Raw genomic sequence first — 14,996 nt, 5'->3', positions numbered from 1 at the left:
GATTGAGAGGTCCAATCGGGCACTTTTTGCGCTCTCGCGTGACGTAATACGCGTGGCATCGTGTCGCCACGCCGCTATCCTGACCAAATGAGTACAACTCCCGCCACCCTGACCGCAGTCACACTGGGCGACGGCCTCACGGTCAGCCTGCAGGGATACGGAGGCATGTCGCTCACTCCGGTCTACGGACCCATCGACCCCGATGACGCCCTGCGCACGGTGACGCATGCTGTTGACTCCGGCCTCACCTTCATCGACACGGCCAACGTCTACGGCAACGGGTTGAGCGAGCAGACCATCGCGCGCTTGATCGCCACCCGGCGCGATGAGGTGCAGCTGGCGAGCAAGTTCGGCATCCTCTCTGGTGGCGGTATTGGAGCGCGCGGCATCCGCGGTGACCGTGCCTACGTGTTCGAGCAGATCGACCTGAGTCTCGCCCGCCTCGGCACCGACCACCTCGACCTCTATTACCAGCACCGGGTCGACCCCGAAGTGCCGATCGAAGAAACCGTCGGTGCACTCGCCGAGCTGGTTCAGGCGGGAAAGATTCGCCACATCGGCTTGTCCGAACCGACCGGTGATGAGCTGCGGCGCGCGGTGGCCGTGCACCCGATCGCTGCGGTGCAGTCTGAGTGGAGCATTATCAGCCGGGACGTCGAGCGGCACGTTATTCCGACGGCGATCGAGCTGGGAGTCGGGTTCGTTCCGTACTCGCCGCTCGGGCGCCAATGGCTCACCGGACTCTTCGACCGTGCCTCGCTCACCGACGGCGACGGTCGCCACAAGTTTCCCCGGTTCGCCCCTGAGGCTCTCGCCGCCAACCAGCCGGTGCTCGACGAGGTGCTGGCGGTGGCTCGTGAGGCCGGGGTCTCACCGGCTCAGGTGGCGCTCGCGTGGATTTATGACAAGGGTCGCGCTCTCGGGGTCGCCGTGTCGCCCATCCCCGGCTCAAGGTTTATTGAGCGCGTGGACGAGAACCTGGCGGCCGCGGGCATCCGTCTCGATGCTGCGCACGTCGAGCGCCTGGACGCGCTCGCCGACCGCGTCGTCGCCGGCCGGTCATTCAACCCCCAGTGGGTCTCCGCCGGCCGCGAATAGCGACTCGCCTTCCTCGCGAGAGCGCAAAAAGTGCCCGATTGGACCTCTCAATCGGGCACTTTTTGCGCTCTCGGCTTACGGCCGCCAGCCGCCGGCCATGAGCGCCACCGTCACCCTGCGGATCACCTCGGGCGGATTGCGGAGGTGGGATTTGTTGATGCGGATGACCCGCCAGGTCTCCTCCATGAGCGCGTCGAGGCGGTCAACGTCCCAGTGGTACTGGTTCTCGTCGGTGCGATGCTGCCCGCCGTCGTACTCGAGCAGAACACGGTACCGGCGAAAGACCAGGTCCCCGGTGGCAAGTTTCCCGCCGGTGCGGCCCAGAATCAGGCCATTGACCTCGGGCTCGGGCAGGCCGGACCGCACGATCAGCAGCCGCAGGTCGGTCTCGCGGGGTGAGTCGACGCCCGGTCGAATCCAAATCAGCGCCTCGCGCAGGAGCTTCACGCCCCGGTGTCCCGAATAGCGACGAACGGCGGTGAGCAAGTCGCGCGTCGTTGCGAACGGATGCTTGCGGCGCATGAGTGCGTCGCCGATCCGGATCAAGTCGTCGAGTCCAAGCATGGTGGACAGCTGGCACCAGGTGTCGACCGCACTCGTGACGTGCAGGCCCTGAACGTCAACCACGGTAACTGTCTGGGGGGCGACGTGGTGGCCGCGAACCCCGCGTACCCGGTCGCGCAGCGCGGGTGCTTCAGTTGAGACATGAATGGTTTGGGTGCGTTCGACGGCGTACGGCAGTGGGAGCCCGTGCACGCGAGCAGCAGTCACATGGCTGAAAAAGTCTGATTCAGACATGCGGTGGGCGTAGGTGTGGATGAGCAGGTCTACCGAGTTGTTCTTTCCACGCGGGGTGCGCGTTGCCGGATAGGGACGCGCCAAGTCGGACGCCCGCATCCGCTTCTTGGATAGGCCGGCGCCACTGCCCTCGGCCGTGCTGAACGGACGTCCGTCAAAGTCCGGTGGAAGTCTGTGAGACCGATTCATGCCCACAGTGTGACCCAACTTCAACGAGTCCCAAGAGTTATCCACACCCCAAGCCCCTGGCAAGGTTCGCGAGAGCGCAAAAAGTGCCCGATTGAACCTCTCAATCGGGCACTTTTTGCGCTCTCGCGAGCTGGGGAGTTAGGCGAAGGCGGCGGGGAGACGGGATTGGTGACGATTGCGCATCTCGGAGAGAGTCGCGGTGAAGACGTCTTGCACCTCCAGGGCGTGCAGGGTATTGTCCGTCACGCCGATGCGCAGCACCGGAATGTAGCGGCCGGCACACAGGCCGAGGAACTTTACGTCGTCTTCGCGCGGCACGCTGACGATGACTCGCCCGGCTGACTCCGAGAACAGGGCAGTGGATGCGTCCACCCCGTCGCGCCCGCAGATGTCACCCAGCCAGACCCGTGCGCCCACGCCGAAGCGCATGACGGCTTCGGCGAGGGCCTGGGCGAGCCCGCCCTCGCTGAGGTCGTGCGCGCTGTCGATCAGGGCTTCCTTCGACGCGGCGTGCAGCAGGCCGGCGAGGGCCTTCTCCTTGCCGAGGTCGACGACGGGCGGACGGCCGCCGAGGTGGTCGTGCACCACGCCGGCCCAGGCCGAGCCGTCCAGCTCGAGGCGGGTTTCGCCGAGCAGGTAGATGTTGTGGCCGTCGTCCTGCCAGCCGCTGGGGATGCGGCGGGCGACGTCGTCGATCACGCCGAGCACGGCCACGACCGGCGTCGGGTGGATCGGCTGGTCGCCGGTCTGGTTGTAGAACGAGACATTGCCGCCGGTGACAGGAATCTCCAGCTCGAGGCATCCGTCGGCGAGGGCGGTGACGGCCTCACGGAACTGCCACATGACCTCGGGGTTCTCGGGCGAGCCGAAGTTGAGGCAGTCGCTGACCCCGGCCGGAACGGCGCCGGTCGCGGCGACGTTGCGGTACGCCTCGGCGAGGGCGAGCTGCGCGCCGCGGTACGGGTCGAGCTGGCAGTAGCGGCCGTTGGCGTCGGTGGCGATCGCGAAGCCGAGGCCCGACTCTTCGTCGACGCGGATCATGCCGCCATCGTCGGGAAAGGATAGCGCCGTGTTGCCCTGCACGTAGTGGTCGTACTGGTCGGTGATCCAGCTCGGGTCGGCCAGGTTAGGCGAGCCGAGCAGGTCGAGGAACTGCTCGCGCAGGGTCTCGCCGTCGAGTGCACGGGGCAGCACGGAGGCGGTGTCGGCCTGTAGGGCGTCGATCCAGGTGGGGTAGGCGAGCGGGCGCTCGTAGACCGGGCCGTCGACGGCCACGGTGCGCGGCAGCACGTTGACGATTTCTTCGCCGTGCCAGTTGATGATCAGTCGGCCGGTGTCGGTGACCTCGCCGAGCACGCTGGTCTCGACGTCCCACTTCTTCGTGACGGCGAGAAAACCCGCGAGCTTCTCGGGAGTGACGATCGCCATCATGCGTTCCTGACTCTCGCTCATCAGAATCTCTTCGGCGGTGAGCGTCGGGTCGCGCAGCAGAACCTTCTCGAGTTCGATGAACATGCCGCCGTCACCGTTCGAGGCGAGCTCAGAAGTGGCGCAGCTGATGCCGGCCGCGCCGAGGTCCTGAATACCCTCGACGAGCTTGCCCGCAAACAGCTCGAGGCAGCACTCGATGAGTACCTTCTCGGCGAACGGGTCGCCGACCTGCACCGCGGGGCGCTTGGTCGGTCCGCCGGCGCTGAACGTGTCCGAGGCGAGAATGGATGCCCCGCCGATGCCGTCGCCGCCGGTGCGGGCTCCAAACAATACGACCTGATTGCCGACGCCGCGGGCGTTGGCGAGGTGCAGATCTTCGTGGCGCAGCACGCCGACCGAGAGCGCGTTGACCAGCGGGTTGCCCTGGTAGACCCGGTCGAACACGGTTTCGCCGCCGATGTTGGGCAGGCCGAGGCAGTTGCCGTAGAAGCTGATGCCGCTGACGACGCCGTGCACGACACGGGCTGTGTCTGGATCGTTGATATCGCCAAAGCGGAGGGCGTCCATCACGGCGACCGGGCGGGCGCCCATCGAGATAATGTCGCGCACGATGCCGCCGACGCCGGTCGCGGCGCCCTGGAACGGTTCAATGTAGGAGGGGTGGTTGTGCGATTCGATCTTGAAGGTGACCGCCCAGCCTTCGCCGACGTCGAGCACACCGGCGTTTTCGCCCATGCCGACCATGAGGTTCTTCTTCATGGCGGGGGTGACCTTGTCGCCGAACTGGCGCAGGTACATCTTCGAGCTTTTATAGGAGCAGTGCTCGCTCCACATCACCGAGTACATGGCGAGCTCGCCCGACGTGGGGCGGCGGCCCAGAATTTCGCGAATCTTCGCGTACTCATCGGCCTTGAGCCCGAGCGCGCCGTAGGGCTGCTCCTTCTCCGGCGTCGCAATGGCGTTGGAAACGGTGTCGGCGACGCCGCGGGAAGAGGTGTTGGAAACAGCGGTCACGTGTGGAATTCTCCCCGAGATAGCGGATGCTTGACCCGGTCAGTCTACCGGTTGCCCCGAACCCGTCCTCATCTAACGTAGCGACACAGTCGGCACTGATCGCCAACCCATTCGCACGACATTCCCCGAGGTGGAGGAGCGGGTCGCTTACCGTGTACGCACCACGACAACGAATGCGGGCTACGAGCGATCCGTCATCCCGAGGCACACGTCGAGCCCACCTCGCCCGGTCCATCTTGGGCGTGCTTCCGGCATTGACCTAGGGTGGACGCATGGGCGCTGACATCAACTTCTACTTCGACCCGGTTTGCCCCTTCGCCTGGATGACCAGCAAGTGGGTGCGACAGGTGCAGGCGCAGCGCGACTACACCGTGGACTGGCGGTTCATCTCGTTACGCCTGATCAACGCCCACGTCGACTATGACGCGCACTTCCCTCCCGAGTACGAAGCAGGACATACCGCCGGGCTCCGGCTTTTGCGGGTAGCCGCCGCCGCGCGCGCCGAGCACGGCCGCGAGGCGATGGCGCCGCTGTACGCAGCCTTCGGGGCCCACATCTTCGACACCGCCCCCGGTCCAGACGACCATCGGAGCGAGGGCGAGGTGCGTGAGCTCCGCGGGACGCGTGCGTTTGCGGAGCCGATCCTCGCCGAGGCGGGCCTACCGCTCGAGCTGGTGGAAGCTCTCGACGACGAATCATGGGACATCGAGATCCAGCAGGAGACGGACGAGGCACTCTCGCTGACGGGAAAAGACGTGGGCACGCCCATCATCCACTTCGAGCCGCCCGCCGGTGTGGCCTTCTTCGGACCGGTGATCAGCCGGCTTCCCCCCGAGGACTCGGCGGTCGAGTTGTGGGACCACGTGGTGGGGCTGTCCCGCTTCCCGGGTTTTGCCGAGCTCAAGCGCAGCCTGCGCGAGCAGCCACAGCTGGCGGCGTTCGGAGTCGAAGCGGACACGGTCGGAAAGCAAGAAGACTGGCACGGCGGCAGCCGGCGGCAGCAGAAATGACTCCCGCCATTAGGTTAAATGCATGAATGAGACGAGAACCCTCAGCCACCAGGAGTCCATAATCGTCGAGGCGTCGGCCGCGTTTCTCTACGACCTACTCTCTGACATCACCCGCACCGGCGAATGGAGCCCGGTCTGTACGTCCTGCTGGTGGGACGACGAGGCCGAGGCCGGTCGGGTCGGTGCCTGGTTCACCGGGCACAACGAGCTCCCACACCGGACCTGGGAGACCCGGTCTGAGGTGGTGACGGCAGAGCGCGGTCGCGAGTTTGCCTGGGTGGTGGGCGGCAGCTTCGTGCGCTGGGGCTTCAGCTTCGCCGCCGCGGAGACCGGCACGATGCTCACCGAGTCTTGGGAGTTCTTGCCGGACGGGATCGCCATGTTCGAGGAGAAGTTCGGCGCAGAGGCGCATGCTGAGATCACCGACCGCACCCAGCAGGCCCTCGATGGCATCCCGAAAACCCTCGCCGCGATCAAGCGGATCGCCGAAGTCTCCATCGACGCAGGGGAGCCTGCCCAGCCATAACCCGGCCGCTCGGGGAGAGGCTGTCTTTTAAACGGTGTTTCAGCGCCATAGACGTCGATCAGGGAAATTCTGAACCCAGTAATCTATGAATCTGATGAGAAAAAGAATTAGGGATTCGTCCGCGGAGGGCGACCGGACCCCTCGGGAACAAGCCGTTGCCGCATTTACGGCATTAGTTCTTCCCTCCCGAGTGTCGATCCCGAGCCTTGTGTCCCTCGTCGAGCAGTCAAGAAAGACCCACATCTCGATCGCATCCTCGCCGCTACTGAATGGAACCGAGATTTGCGGGCTCTGGCTGTCGCGCGAAACCGACGATCTGATCTTCCACGTCGAAACGGATTCGGAACATCATCGGCAGCAGATTGTTTGTCATGAGTTAGCGCACATGATCTTGCGTCATGACGAGGTGGCCGACCCGACGTTGCACGGCATGCTCGGAGCGGAAGGTCCGGTAATCGCGTTCGGACGTTCCGATTTTCGCGACGAGTTCGAATTCGCTGCAGAGTCGCTGGCCGACCTTCTGACCAGCGCCATCCGCACCAGCACTAAAGAGCCCGAGGGGTTCGAGGGAGTTTTCGGATGATGCAATTGATCGTCGCCGTGGCACTCTGGGGGCTCGTGGGCGCGCTGGCGATCGGCACCCGTCGACGCACTGATCAGAGCATTCTGTATGCCGCCGTCATGATTGCGGTCTCGCTGACCCTGAACATTGACGCGGTGTACTTCGCGGCAGACGGGGTCCTCGGAGGCCGTAACTATGCGGACCTGCCCGCGAACCTTCTCCTTCTCCTAGGCGTTTATTTTCTGTCTCGAGCCATTCTGCGAGCATCATCGCCGAGCCGCGCGCACGCGACGGCCAGGCCGTTTCGGATCGGCGCCATCATCACGGCCAGCCTGATGGTGACGACCTTTGTTTTCATCGACGCGCCCACGACCTCGGGAACGTTCATGAGGGATTTCGGCAATCAACCCGCAGCTGCCGCTTACTCTCTAGTCCAATTCACCTATTTGGGCATCGTCGTGGCCCTGACTGGAACGATCTGCCTGCGCTTTGCGGGGCGCATGAGTACCCCCGCTCGTCGACTCGGATTCCGTGTCGTGGGCACCGGCTGTGGAGCGGCCGTCCTCACCGCGCTCAGCGTCGTGGGCATGGATCTCGCGCACGTCTTCGGAGCGATGCCTCTGCTTGCCCTGTTCGCGGGTGCCTACAACGTGCTGAACCTGGCCGCGATTCTGCTCCTCTGCTTTGGATTATCGCTCCCGCCGATCCTGGGTTGGGTAAGCAATACGATCGACCGGCGGAAACTGCAGGCGGTTCTTCCCGACCTCACTCGCATCTGGATCGAGGTCTCTGCCCAACACGTTGAGTTGCGTGATGAGTCTCACCCCCACGCCCCAGGTTTGGTACCGCGCGACGTCGACAAAGTCGTGCACCGCACGCTGGTCGAGATCCGTGACGCTCTTCTGTTCGACCCGAGTGCTCGCGACCGGCTCACGGACGAGGATCTCGAGTTGCTCACAGCGACCGAGACGCGCATCGGTGCGCAACGGACATCCGAGTGAAACTGGGCTACCTGCTGACCGCAGGGGGTCTCGCCGCCAGCGGTCTCATGATTGCGAGTCTTGCCGTCGTCAGACAGATCGTGAGAACGGATGCGCCCAGGCGCGAACGACTCCGCGTTCTCGCGGTCGATAATGTCTCGTCGTCGACTGCCACCGTGACCCTGTCGTTGAACGAGGCGACACGGGCGCCGGGGCACTACGCGATCTGGTTCGACTCCGGCCGCGGCTACGCACAGCTCGGGGGAGTCCTTGCCGTGGATGAGCGTGCCTCCATCGTCACGCGTGTGGTCGTCAGCTCGCGCGGCAGTCGGCTGCGAGCGGGCCTCTCGGCGAGGTGGAGCGGTGTCGTACCGTCGCAAGCAGTGGATGTCGGGCTGCCGTTCACCGCAGTCATCATCCCGACCGCGCTCGGTCCTGCGCCCGCTTACCGCTTCGATGCCCCCATCGACCGGCCACCCACCTCGACGTGGGCGATCCACATCCACGGGCAGGGCGCGAGCAGGGCGGGCCCGCTGCGCGGCGTTCCGGTCGCCCACCGTGCCGGCCTCACATCGCTCGTGGTCTCATACCGGAACGACCAGGAGGCCCCGAGCTCGCGCGATCGAAAGTCGATGCTGGGCCAGACCGAGTGGCACGATATCGACGCGGCCCTCGAGTACGCCGTGGCCCACGGCGCCGAAAGTATCATTCTCGTTGGCTGGTCAATGGGCGCGATAATCGCTCTGCAGCTCACCCGGTCAGCGCAGCAGCGGAAGCGAATCGCCGGGCTGTGCCTCATCGCCCCGGTCGTGGATTGGCGGTCGACGATTCTCGCCGCCGGCCGTCGAGCGCGCGTGCCGGCACCCGTTACCCGTTTGGCGCTGGGTGCGCTCGGAAGCTCCTTGTGGCGACGGGCAACCGGTCTGCAGGAGTCGATGCGCCTCTCGGATTTGAACTGGATCAACAACGGCCGCGACCTCAACGTCCCAACGCTGGTACTGCACAGTTCCGGCGACCGATCCGTTCCGATCACCCTGTCGCAGGCGTTCGCGGATGCCCACACAGAGCTGGTCGAGCTCGTCACGCTGCCCCCGGCTCCGCACACACTCGAATGGAACAGAAGCCCCCACCTCTGGGAAGACGCGCTATCCGATTGGCTGCATCGCCTACAGCTTTCAAGGGCTCTCTCGCGCAGCTCGGAATAAGCGCAACAAACCAGCAGAACAGGAGGACCACTCCGCGACGAAACTAGCCGGCTCGATGTTCACTGGCCTCATTCGCCTTGACAAAGTCCGCGACCATGATTGGCTCGTACTACGCGATAATCTCCGGCAGATCACCCCGATTGTGAAAGGAGGTGGCTCGTGAGCCACCACGCCGTTGTCAACCCCGCCACAGGCGAGACCATCAAGACTTACCCCCAGATTTCGGATGATGAAGTCGAGCAGGTCATAGCATCGGCGGACGAGGCCCACGTCGGCTGGTCGCGGAAGTCTTCAACCGACGAGCGGGCCGCGCTCCTGCGCAGGGTCGGCGATCTGCATGAGGAGCGCCGCGGCCAGCTGGCCGCCATCATCGTGCGCGAGATGGGAAAGCCCGTCGACGAAGCGCTCGGGGAGATCGACTACGCCGCCGACATCTACCGGTACTACGCCGACAACGCACAGGAATTTCTGAAGGACGAACCAATCACCCTTCTCAGCGGCGAGGGTTCCGCATTCATGCGCTCCAAATCTCTCGGTGTGCTGATTGGGATCATGCCGTGGAATTTTCCGTACTACCAGGTTGCGCGCTTCGCCGCACCGAACCTCATGACCGGCAACACGATCATCCACAAGCATGCGTCGCAGTGCCCGGAGTCGGCCGCGGCGATTGAGCAAATCTTCCACGACGCAGGCTTCCCGGCTGGGGCCTACATCAATGTGTATGCGGACAGCGAGCAGGTCGCCACGATGATCGCCGACCCGCGGGTACAGGGCGTGTCCCTCACCGGTTCGGAGGGTGCCGGCGCGGCCGTTGCCGAGGTGGCCGGTCGCCACCTCAAGAAGGTCGTGCTGGAACTGGGCGGGTCAGACCCGTTCATCCTGCTGAGCACCGACGACATGGCCGCCACAGTGGATGCCGCCGTCGAAGGTCGTCTCCGCAATGGCGGGCAGGCCTGCGACGCAGCTAAGCGATTTATCGTGATCGACGAACTTTATGATGAGTTCACGGAGAAGTTCACGGCCGCCATCCTGGCGATGTCACCCGGCGACCCGACCGTTCACGGTGCAGACTACGGCCCACTCTCTTCGCTCGGCGCGGCTGAGCATCTGGAGGAGCAGGTAGAGCGCGCGGTCGCGCAGGGCGCGACCCTGGCGACCACTGGCAAGCGGTCTGGTGCCTTCTATCCGTCTGCCGTGCTCACCGATGTCACGCGGGACAACGACACTTACCACGAGGAGTTCTTCGGCCCGGTAGCGTTCGTCTACCGGGCAGGCTCAGAGGATGACGCCATCACCCTCGCCAATGACACTCCGTTCGGACTGGGCTCCTACCTGTTCACGACCGATCCCGAGCAGGCACTGCGGGTCGCCGACCGTATCGAGGCCGGCATGGTCTACGTCAATCTCGTCGGCGCAGGCAGCGCAGAGCTGCCGTTCGGTGGGGTGAAAAGAAGCGGCATGGGGCGCGAACTCGGGCGCTACGGTGCCAGCGAATTCGTGAATAAGAAACTCATCCGCATCGGCTGACCCTGGCCGATCGTGGCGGCTAAACCGCCGCGGCATGCTCCTGCGCGCGAAGGTCTTTGCGCAGAATTTTGCCGGAGGCCGACTTCGGAATCGCTTCGATGAACTCGACCGCCCGCACCTTCTTGTGCGGGGCGACCCGCTCGGTGACGTAGGCCATGACCTCTTCGGCTGTCACGGCGGACGATGCCACGACGAAGGCCTTGGGAATTTCCTGGCCGTCGGCATCCGCTACCCCGATCACGGCCGCATCCTTGATGCGCGGATGGGTGAGCAGCAGCGCCTCGAGCTCGGCCGGCGCGATCTGGTAGCCCTTGTACTTGATCAGCTCCTTGCTGCGGTCGACGATGGTCACCTCGCCGAGCGCACTCACCGTGGCGATGTCGCCGGTGTGCAAAAAACCGTCGGCGTCGATGGTCTCGCGGGTGGCCTGCTCGTTGTTCAGGTAGCCGAGCATCACGTTGGGGCCGCGCACGAGCAACTCGCCAGGCTCGCTCACCCCCGCTGAGGGCACCTCGATCTCGTCGCCGGTTTCGGTCGAAATGAGCTTGCAGTCCATGTTCGGCACGGTCACCCCGACCGAGGCGCGCGACAGGTGCGGCGCGTCGATCGGAATCAGGTGGCTCACCGGGCTGACCTCGGTCATGCCGTAGCCCTGCAGAATGCGGCAGTCCAGCCGGGCGGCGACGGCCGCGGCGAGGGTGCCGTCGAGCGGTGCAGCGCCGGAGAGGATCGTGTGCACGCTCGACAGGTCGTAGCTTTCGACGAGCGGATGCTTCGCCACGGCGACCGCAATCGGCGGCGCGATGAACACGTAGCTGCAGCGATGATCCTGAATCATTCGTAGAAATTCGACGAAGTCGAACTTCGCCATCGTGACGAGGGCGGCCCGCTGTTTGAAGGCGAGGTTGAGCAGAACCGTCATTCCGTAGATGTGGTAGAACGGCAGCAGTGCGAGCACCCTGTCTTCGGGCACGACGCCGATCAGGTCCCGCGCTTGCTGCACGTTCGCGACCAGGTTGCGGTGGCTGAGCATGACGCCCTTCGGCGCCGCTGTCGTGCCCGAGGAGTACGGCAAAACGGCCACGTGCGTGGCCGGGACGATGGTCACGACCGGCGCTGCGGCATCCGCTGCCAGCAAATCAGCCAGCGACGGATGCCCCGGCTCGCCGTCGATCACCACGATGTGCTCGTCGGGAATGCCGGCGGCGTGCGCTGCAGCCGTGGCACCGGGCAGCAGTGGCGAGACGGTCACAAGCCAGGTCGCGCCGGAGTCGACCAGCTGACGCTGAATGTCGTCAGGGGTGTAGAGCGAATTGATGGTGGTGACCGTGGCGCCGGCGCGCAGAATACCGTGGAAGACGGCGGTGAACTCCGGTGTGTTGGGGCAGAGCAGGCCGATGACCGTGCTGGGGCCGACGCCTTGGGCGGCAAGAGCGCCAGCCACTCGGGTGATCTGGTCGACGAGGGTGCGATAGCTGAGTGCCGCGCCCGTGGCCCCGTCGATCACCGCGGTGCGCTCGAGCTCGGCCTCGGTCAAATCGCCGAACAGAAAATCGAAAATGCTCAGGTTGGGAATCTCGACCGGAGCGTAGGGGCTCGTGAACACGGGGATCTCCTTTGATCGGGTGCGGCGGTTCACCGTACCGCTCGGGGCTGGCGCGAAACTGTGCATGTCACGAAAGTGTCGATCTCGGCGCCAGATGTAGCTGGCGCGTTCACCGGCAGGTCGCGCGGTGACCGAGTGTCACGGAGCCCAATTGCCATGGCGCGTTCACCTGCCGGCTACCCGGGTCGCCTTGGCTGTTGGCGTGGTCTGCCTAGCGTTGCAGAACGTCCTGGCCGCGCTGGCGTCGGCCACGACCGGAATCGGTGTGACGACCGGTCTCGGCGAGCACGTCATTTCTACTGTCTGCGATCACCTCTCTGAAAGGCATTTCATGAGTACTGCACCGCTCTCTCCCGACCTGGACTCAGACCTCGACCTCGATGATTTCGAACCGGACGACGTCGAGGTTGAACTCGTCGTCTTCGACATGGCCGGCACCACCGTGAGCGACAACGGACTCGTCGAGCGGGCGTTTGTGCTGGCAGCGCAACGCAGCGGCATCGCCGACACCGCCGACGCGTTGGAAGAGGCCGTCGCCTTCGTGCGTGAAACCATGGGCCAGTCCAAGCTGGATGTCTTTCGCGAACTGACCGACTCCGAAGAGGATGCCCTGGCGGCCACGGAAGCCTTTGAAACCGCCTACGGTGAACTCGTCGAGCGGGTCGGGGTGAGCGCGATCGATGGTACGTCCGACCTGTTTCAGGAGCTGCGCGACAACGGCCTGAAAATTGCCCTGGTCACCGGTTTCTCCCGCGCGACCCAGGACACGCTGATTGACGCCCTGGGCTGGAGCGATCTGATCGATGTGAGCCTGTGCCCGGCCGAAGCCGGTCGCGGCCGCCCCTATCCTGACCTGCCGCTCACCGCCTTATTACGCACCGGTACGTCCAGCGTTGCGGCGATGGTCGTCGTGGGAGGCACCGCCAGCGACATGCTCTCCGGGCTGAGTGCGGGCGCTGGACTCGTGGTCGGCGTGCGCACCGGTACCCATGACACCGAGACCCTGGAGGATGCCGGGGCTGACGTGGTCATTGACAGCGTGGCCGACCTCGCCGAGCTGCTCGGCCTGCGTGAGGAAACGATCGAGTAGTCATGTCGAAATCGGACCCGCACTCGAGGCCACCGTCGACGGACGGGATGCTGGCGACCGCTGCCGGGGATGTACTGCCGGTGAGCGGCTACCGGCTCGGCCGCGAGATCGTGCTGCCGCGCACCGCCGAGGCGATGGTCTGGTTGGGAGCAGGCCTGCCGCTGGAGTGCGTGGCGGTGCCGGGAGTGCTGCTGCGTCCCGGCGACGTGCTGGTCGAGGTGGAGTTGGCGACCGTCTGCGGATCCGACGTGCATACGGCGCTGGGGCACCGCCCGGCCGCGAAGCCGCTCGTGCTCGGCCACGAGCAGGTCGGTCGCATCGTCGCGACCGGCGACCCGGCATATGCCGCAAATGGAATGCCTCTGCGGGTGGGGCAGCGCGTGGTGTGGTCGGTCACCGTGAGCTGTGGAACGTGCCCCCGTTGCCGCCGCGGAGTCCCGCAGAAATGCCTCGACCTGGCCAAATACGGCCACGAACGGATGCAGCGGGGCTGGGAACTCAGCGGCGGCTTCGCCACCCACGTGCAGGTGTGTGCCGGCACGGCGATCGTGGTGGTGGACGAGCAGGTTCCGGCGTCGGTGCTCGCGCCGGCCTCCTGCGCGACCGCGACGGTCGTCGCCGCGCTGGCTGCGGCATCCGCTTTGGTGCCGCTGGCCGGAGCCACGGTGCTGGTAACCGGTGCGGGGATGCTCGGGTTGACGGCCTGCGCCATGGCGACGGATGCCGGTGCCAGCGTGGTCGTGAGCGACCCGGATGCTGCGCGGCGCCAGCTCGCGCTGGCCTTCGGAGCGGCCGCCGTTGCAGACCCGGGTGCGCCCGGCGAGTCGCCGACCGGGGTGGCGAGCGTTCTCGCCGCGCTGCAGGATACCGGTGCGGCCGAGCCGACGATCGCGCTGGAACTGAGCGGTGCCCAAACGGCCGTGCAGACCGTCATCGACCTGATCGGCATCGGCGGAGTCGTCGTGCTGGTCGGGAGCGTTTCTCCGGGGGAGCCGGTGCTGCTCGACCCGGAGTCGATGGTGCGCCGCCTGATTACGCTGCGCGGTGTGCACAACTACACGCCGGCCGATCTGCAGCAGGCGGTGACCTATCTGAGCGGCGGCTGGCATCGGCATCCGTTTTCGGCGCTGGTGGGGACGACGTTTCCCCTCGAGAAAGCGGATTCTGCCCTCTTGAAGGCCGCCACCGCCCGCTACCCCCGCGTCGGAATCACCCCGCAGCAGCCCGCTACTCTCGGCTGACCTGCCCCGCCGTTTCGCTCCATCGCTGTGAACAGGCCCCGTCCCCATTGAATCCGTATTGAGGGGAGGCTAGCTGGCGCCGCCGGGCGGGCCAAGTGTGAGCAGCGTGGCCATGATCGACACCAGGGCGACCGCCATGGCTGTCACGAGCAGCACCGGGCGGGCCAGCACCCAGCGGAGCAGGGCGCTCACCCGGGTCTGATCGCGGGTATCATCGGTGCGAGTACGGCGCCAATCGCCGTCGAGCCGGCCCTTCTTCTCCAGCCCGCGGTCGAGGGAGATCGTGACGAACGGAATGATCGCGGTGACCATGGCGATCGCGGTGAGCTTCGGGCCCCAGTGCTGGTTGACGCCGACGAACCCGGCCGTCAGGCCGAAGGCGATGAAGACGAGGCCGTGCAGGAACCCGCCGATCTGCACCCCGAGCTCCCCGACCTGAAGGACATATTTCAGGAACATCCCGGTGAGCAGCAGCGCCCAGGTAATGGCTTCGGCAATGGCGACGGAACGAAACAGCAGGCGCGGGGTCATGGTGACTTTCAACTCAGGGCAGGGCAGGGGCATTCCCATCGTCGCAGCCGCAGCTGAACAACCCCCGGCGGGCACGCCTGAGCGTTCGCCAAGAAACATGCATCACTAGAAACTTGCAGTTGCGCAACCGCGGCCGGGTTCCTGATGATCCCGATGATGGCCGCGCTGCTGATCAGCTCGATCGGTTC

The 14,996-nt window shown here is 65.4% G+C and carries 13 protein-coding genes; 9 read left to right on the top strand and 4 right to left on the bottom strand.

Features of this window, described 5'->3' with window-relative positions:
• Positions 1-87: 87 nt before the first annotated feature.
• A complete protein-coding gene (locus tag E3T43_RS11380) occupies positions 88-1,098 on the top strand; it encodes an aldo/keto reductase (protein WP_134472538.1) in 1,011 nt (336 codons plus the stop codon).
• 75 nt (positions 1,099-1,173) lie between these two features.
• On the opposite strand, the gene E3T43_RS11375 is transcribed toward E3T43_RS11380, so the two are convergent.
• Both E3T43_RS11375 and purL read right to left on the bottom strand, forming a co-directional pair.
• Positions 1,174-2,085, bottom strand: coding sequence for a hypothetical protein (locus tag E3T43_RS11375; protein ID WP_134472537.1), 912 nt, complete (start codon positions 2,083-2,085; stop codon positions 1,174-1,176).
• A gap of 138 nt (positions 2,086-2,223) precedes the next feature.
• Complete coding sequence (purL, locus tag E3T43_RS11370) at positions 2,224-4,530, bottom strand: phosphoribosylformylglycinamidine synthase subunit PurL (RefSeq protein WP_134472536.1); 2,307 nt, start codon at positions 4,528-4,530, stop codon at positions 2,224-2,226.
• 272 nt (positions 4,531-4,802) lie between these two features.
• Here purL and E3T43_RS11365 point away from each other — a divergent pair, with 272 nt between their 5' ends.
• The 6 genes from E3T43_RS11365 to E3T43_RS11340 all read left to right on the top strand — a co-directional run bounded on the left by E3T43_RS11365 (position 4,803) and on the right by E3T43_RS11340 (position 10,340).
• On the top strand, positions 4,803-5,540 hold the full coding sequence (locus E3T43_RS11365) for a DsbA family protein (protein WP_134472535.1): 738 nt from the start codon (positions 4,803-4,805) through the stop codon (positions 5,538-5,540).
• A 22-nt stretch (positions 5,541-5,562) separates the two neighbouring features.
• Positions 5,563-6,066: an SRPBCC family protein gene (locus E3T43_RS11360; RefSeq protein ID WP_134472534.1), complete on the top strand. Its 504-nt coding sequence runs from the start codon at positions 5,563-5,565 to the stop codon at positions 6,064-6,066.
• A 208-nt stretch (positions 6,067-6,274) separates the two neighbouring features.
• Positions 6,275-6,649: a hypothetical protein gene (locus E3T43_RS11355; protein WP_134442732.1), complete on the top strand. Its 375-nt coding sequence runs from the start codon at positions 6,275-6,277 to the stop codon at positions 6,647-6,649.
• Entirely contained in the window at positions 6,646-7,629 is a 984-nt protein-coding gene (locus tag E3T43_RS11350; protein ID WP_134472532.1) for a hypothetical protein, read from the top strand. The genes E3T43_RS11355 and E3T43_RS11350 overlap by 4 nt, the downstream gene beginning before the upstream one ends.
• Entirely contained in the window at positions 7,626-8,813 is a 1,188-nt protein-coding gene (locus E3T43_RS11345) for a S9 family peptidase (RefSeq protein ID WP_134472531.1), read from the top strand. Before E3T43_RS11350 ends, E3T43_RS11345 begins: the two co-directional genes overlap by 4 nt.
• Positions 8,814-8,972: 159 nt before the next feature.
• Positions 8,973-10,340 carry an NAD-dependent succinate-semialdehyde dehydrogenase gene (locus E3T43_RS11340; protein WP_134472530.1) on the top strand — a complete coding sequence of 456 codons (1,368 nt, stop codon included), beginning with the start codon at positions 8,973-8,975 and terminating at the stop codon, positions 10,338-10,340.
• A 19-nt stretch (positions 10,341-10,359) separates the two neighbouring features.
• Here the strand turns inward: E3T43_RS11340 and E3T43_RS11335 are convergent, their stop codons facing one another.
• A complete protein-coding gene (locus E3T43_RS11335) occupies positions 10,360-11,946 on the bottom strand; it encodes an AMP-binding protein (RefSeq protein WP_198414354.1) in 1,587 nt (528 codons plus the stop codon).
• Between the two features lie 331 nt (positions 11,947-12,277).
• On the opposite strand from E3T43_RS11335, the gene E3T43_RS11330 reads away from it, so the two are divergent.
• A complete protein-coding gene (locus E3T43_RS11330; RefSeq protein WP_134472548.1) occupies positions 12,278-13,036 on the top strand; it encodes a phosphonatase-like hydrolase in 759 nt (252 codons plus the stop codon).
• A gap of 2 nt (positions 13,037-13,038) precedes the next feature.
• Entirely contained in the window at positions 13,039-14,277 is a 1,239-nt protein-coding gene (locus tag E3T43_RS11325; protein ID WP_241978951.1) for an alcohol dehydrogenase catalytic domain-containing protein, read from the top strand.
• A gap of 69 nt (positions 14,278-14,346) precedes the next feature.
• Here E3T43_RS11325 and E3T43_RS11320 read toward each other — a convergent pair whose 3' ends face one another.
• Positions 14,347-14,808 carry a DUF3817 domain-containing protein gene (locus E3T43_RS11320; protein ID WP_134472528.1) on the bottom strand — a complete coding sequence of 154 codons (462 nt, stop codon included), beginning with the start codon at positions 14,806-14,808 and terminating at the stop codon, positions 14,347-14,349.
• Between the last annotated feature and the right edge of the window lie 188 nt (positions 14,809-14,996).

This window comes from Cryobacterium sp. Hh7 (assembly GCF_004403155.1).
Taxonomy (GTDB): domain Bacteria; phylum Actinomycetota; class Actinomycetes; order Actinomycetales; family Microbacteriaceae; genus Cryobacterium; species Cryobacterium levicorallinum.
Note: the sequence above shows the minus strand (reverse complement) of the source record. Positions and strands in the feature narration are given on the sequence as shown.

What these genes read in the sequence shown, in the direction of transcription:
- E3T43_RS11365 (WP_134472535.1), top strand. Translation starts at nt 4,803, where the DNA reads ATGGGCGCTGACATCAACTTCTACTTCGACCCGGTTTGCCCCTTCGCC.
- E3T43_RS11380 (WP_134472538.1), top strand. Translation starts at nt 88, where the DNA reads ATGAGTACAACTCCCGCCACCCTGACCGCAGTCACACTGGGCGACGGC.
- E3T43_RS11375 (WP_134472537.1), bottom strand. Translation starts at nt 2,085, where the DNA reads ATGAATCGGTCTCACAGACTTCCACCGGACTTTGACGGACGTCCGTTC.
- E3T43_RS11360 (WP_134472534.1), top strand. Translation starts at nt 5,563, where the DNA reads ATGAATGAGACGAGAACCCTCAGCCACCAGGAGTCCATAATCGTCGAG.
- E3T43_RS11350 (WP_134472532.1), top strand. Translation starts at nt 6,646, where the DNA reads ATGATGCAATTGATCGTCGCCGTGGCACTCTGGGGGCTCGTGGGCGCG.
- E3T43_RS11325 (WP_241978951.1), top strand. Translation starts at nt 13,039, where the DNA reads ATGTCGAAATCGGACCCGCACTCGAGGCCACCGTCGACGGACGGGATG.
- E3T43_RS11320 (WP_134472528.1), bottom strand. Translation starts at nt 14,808, where the DNA reads ATGACCCCGCGCCTGCTGTTTCGTTCCGTCGCCATTGCCGAAGCCATT.
- E3T43_RS11330 (WP_134472548.1), top strand. Translation starts at nt 12,278, where the DNA reads ATGAGTACTGCACCGCTCTCTCCCGACCTGGACTCAGACCTCGACCTC.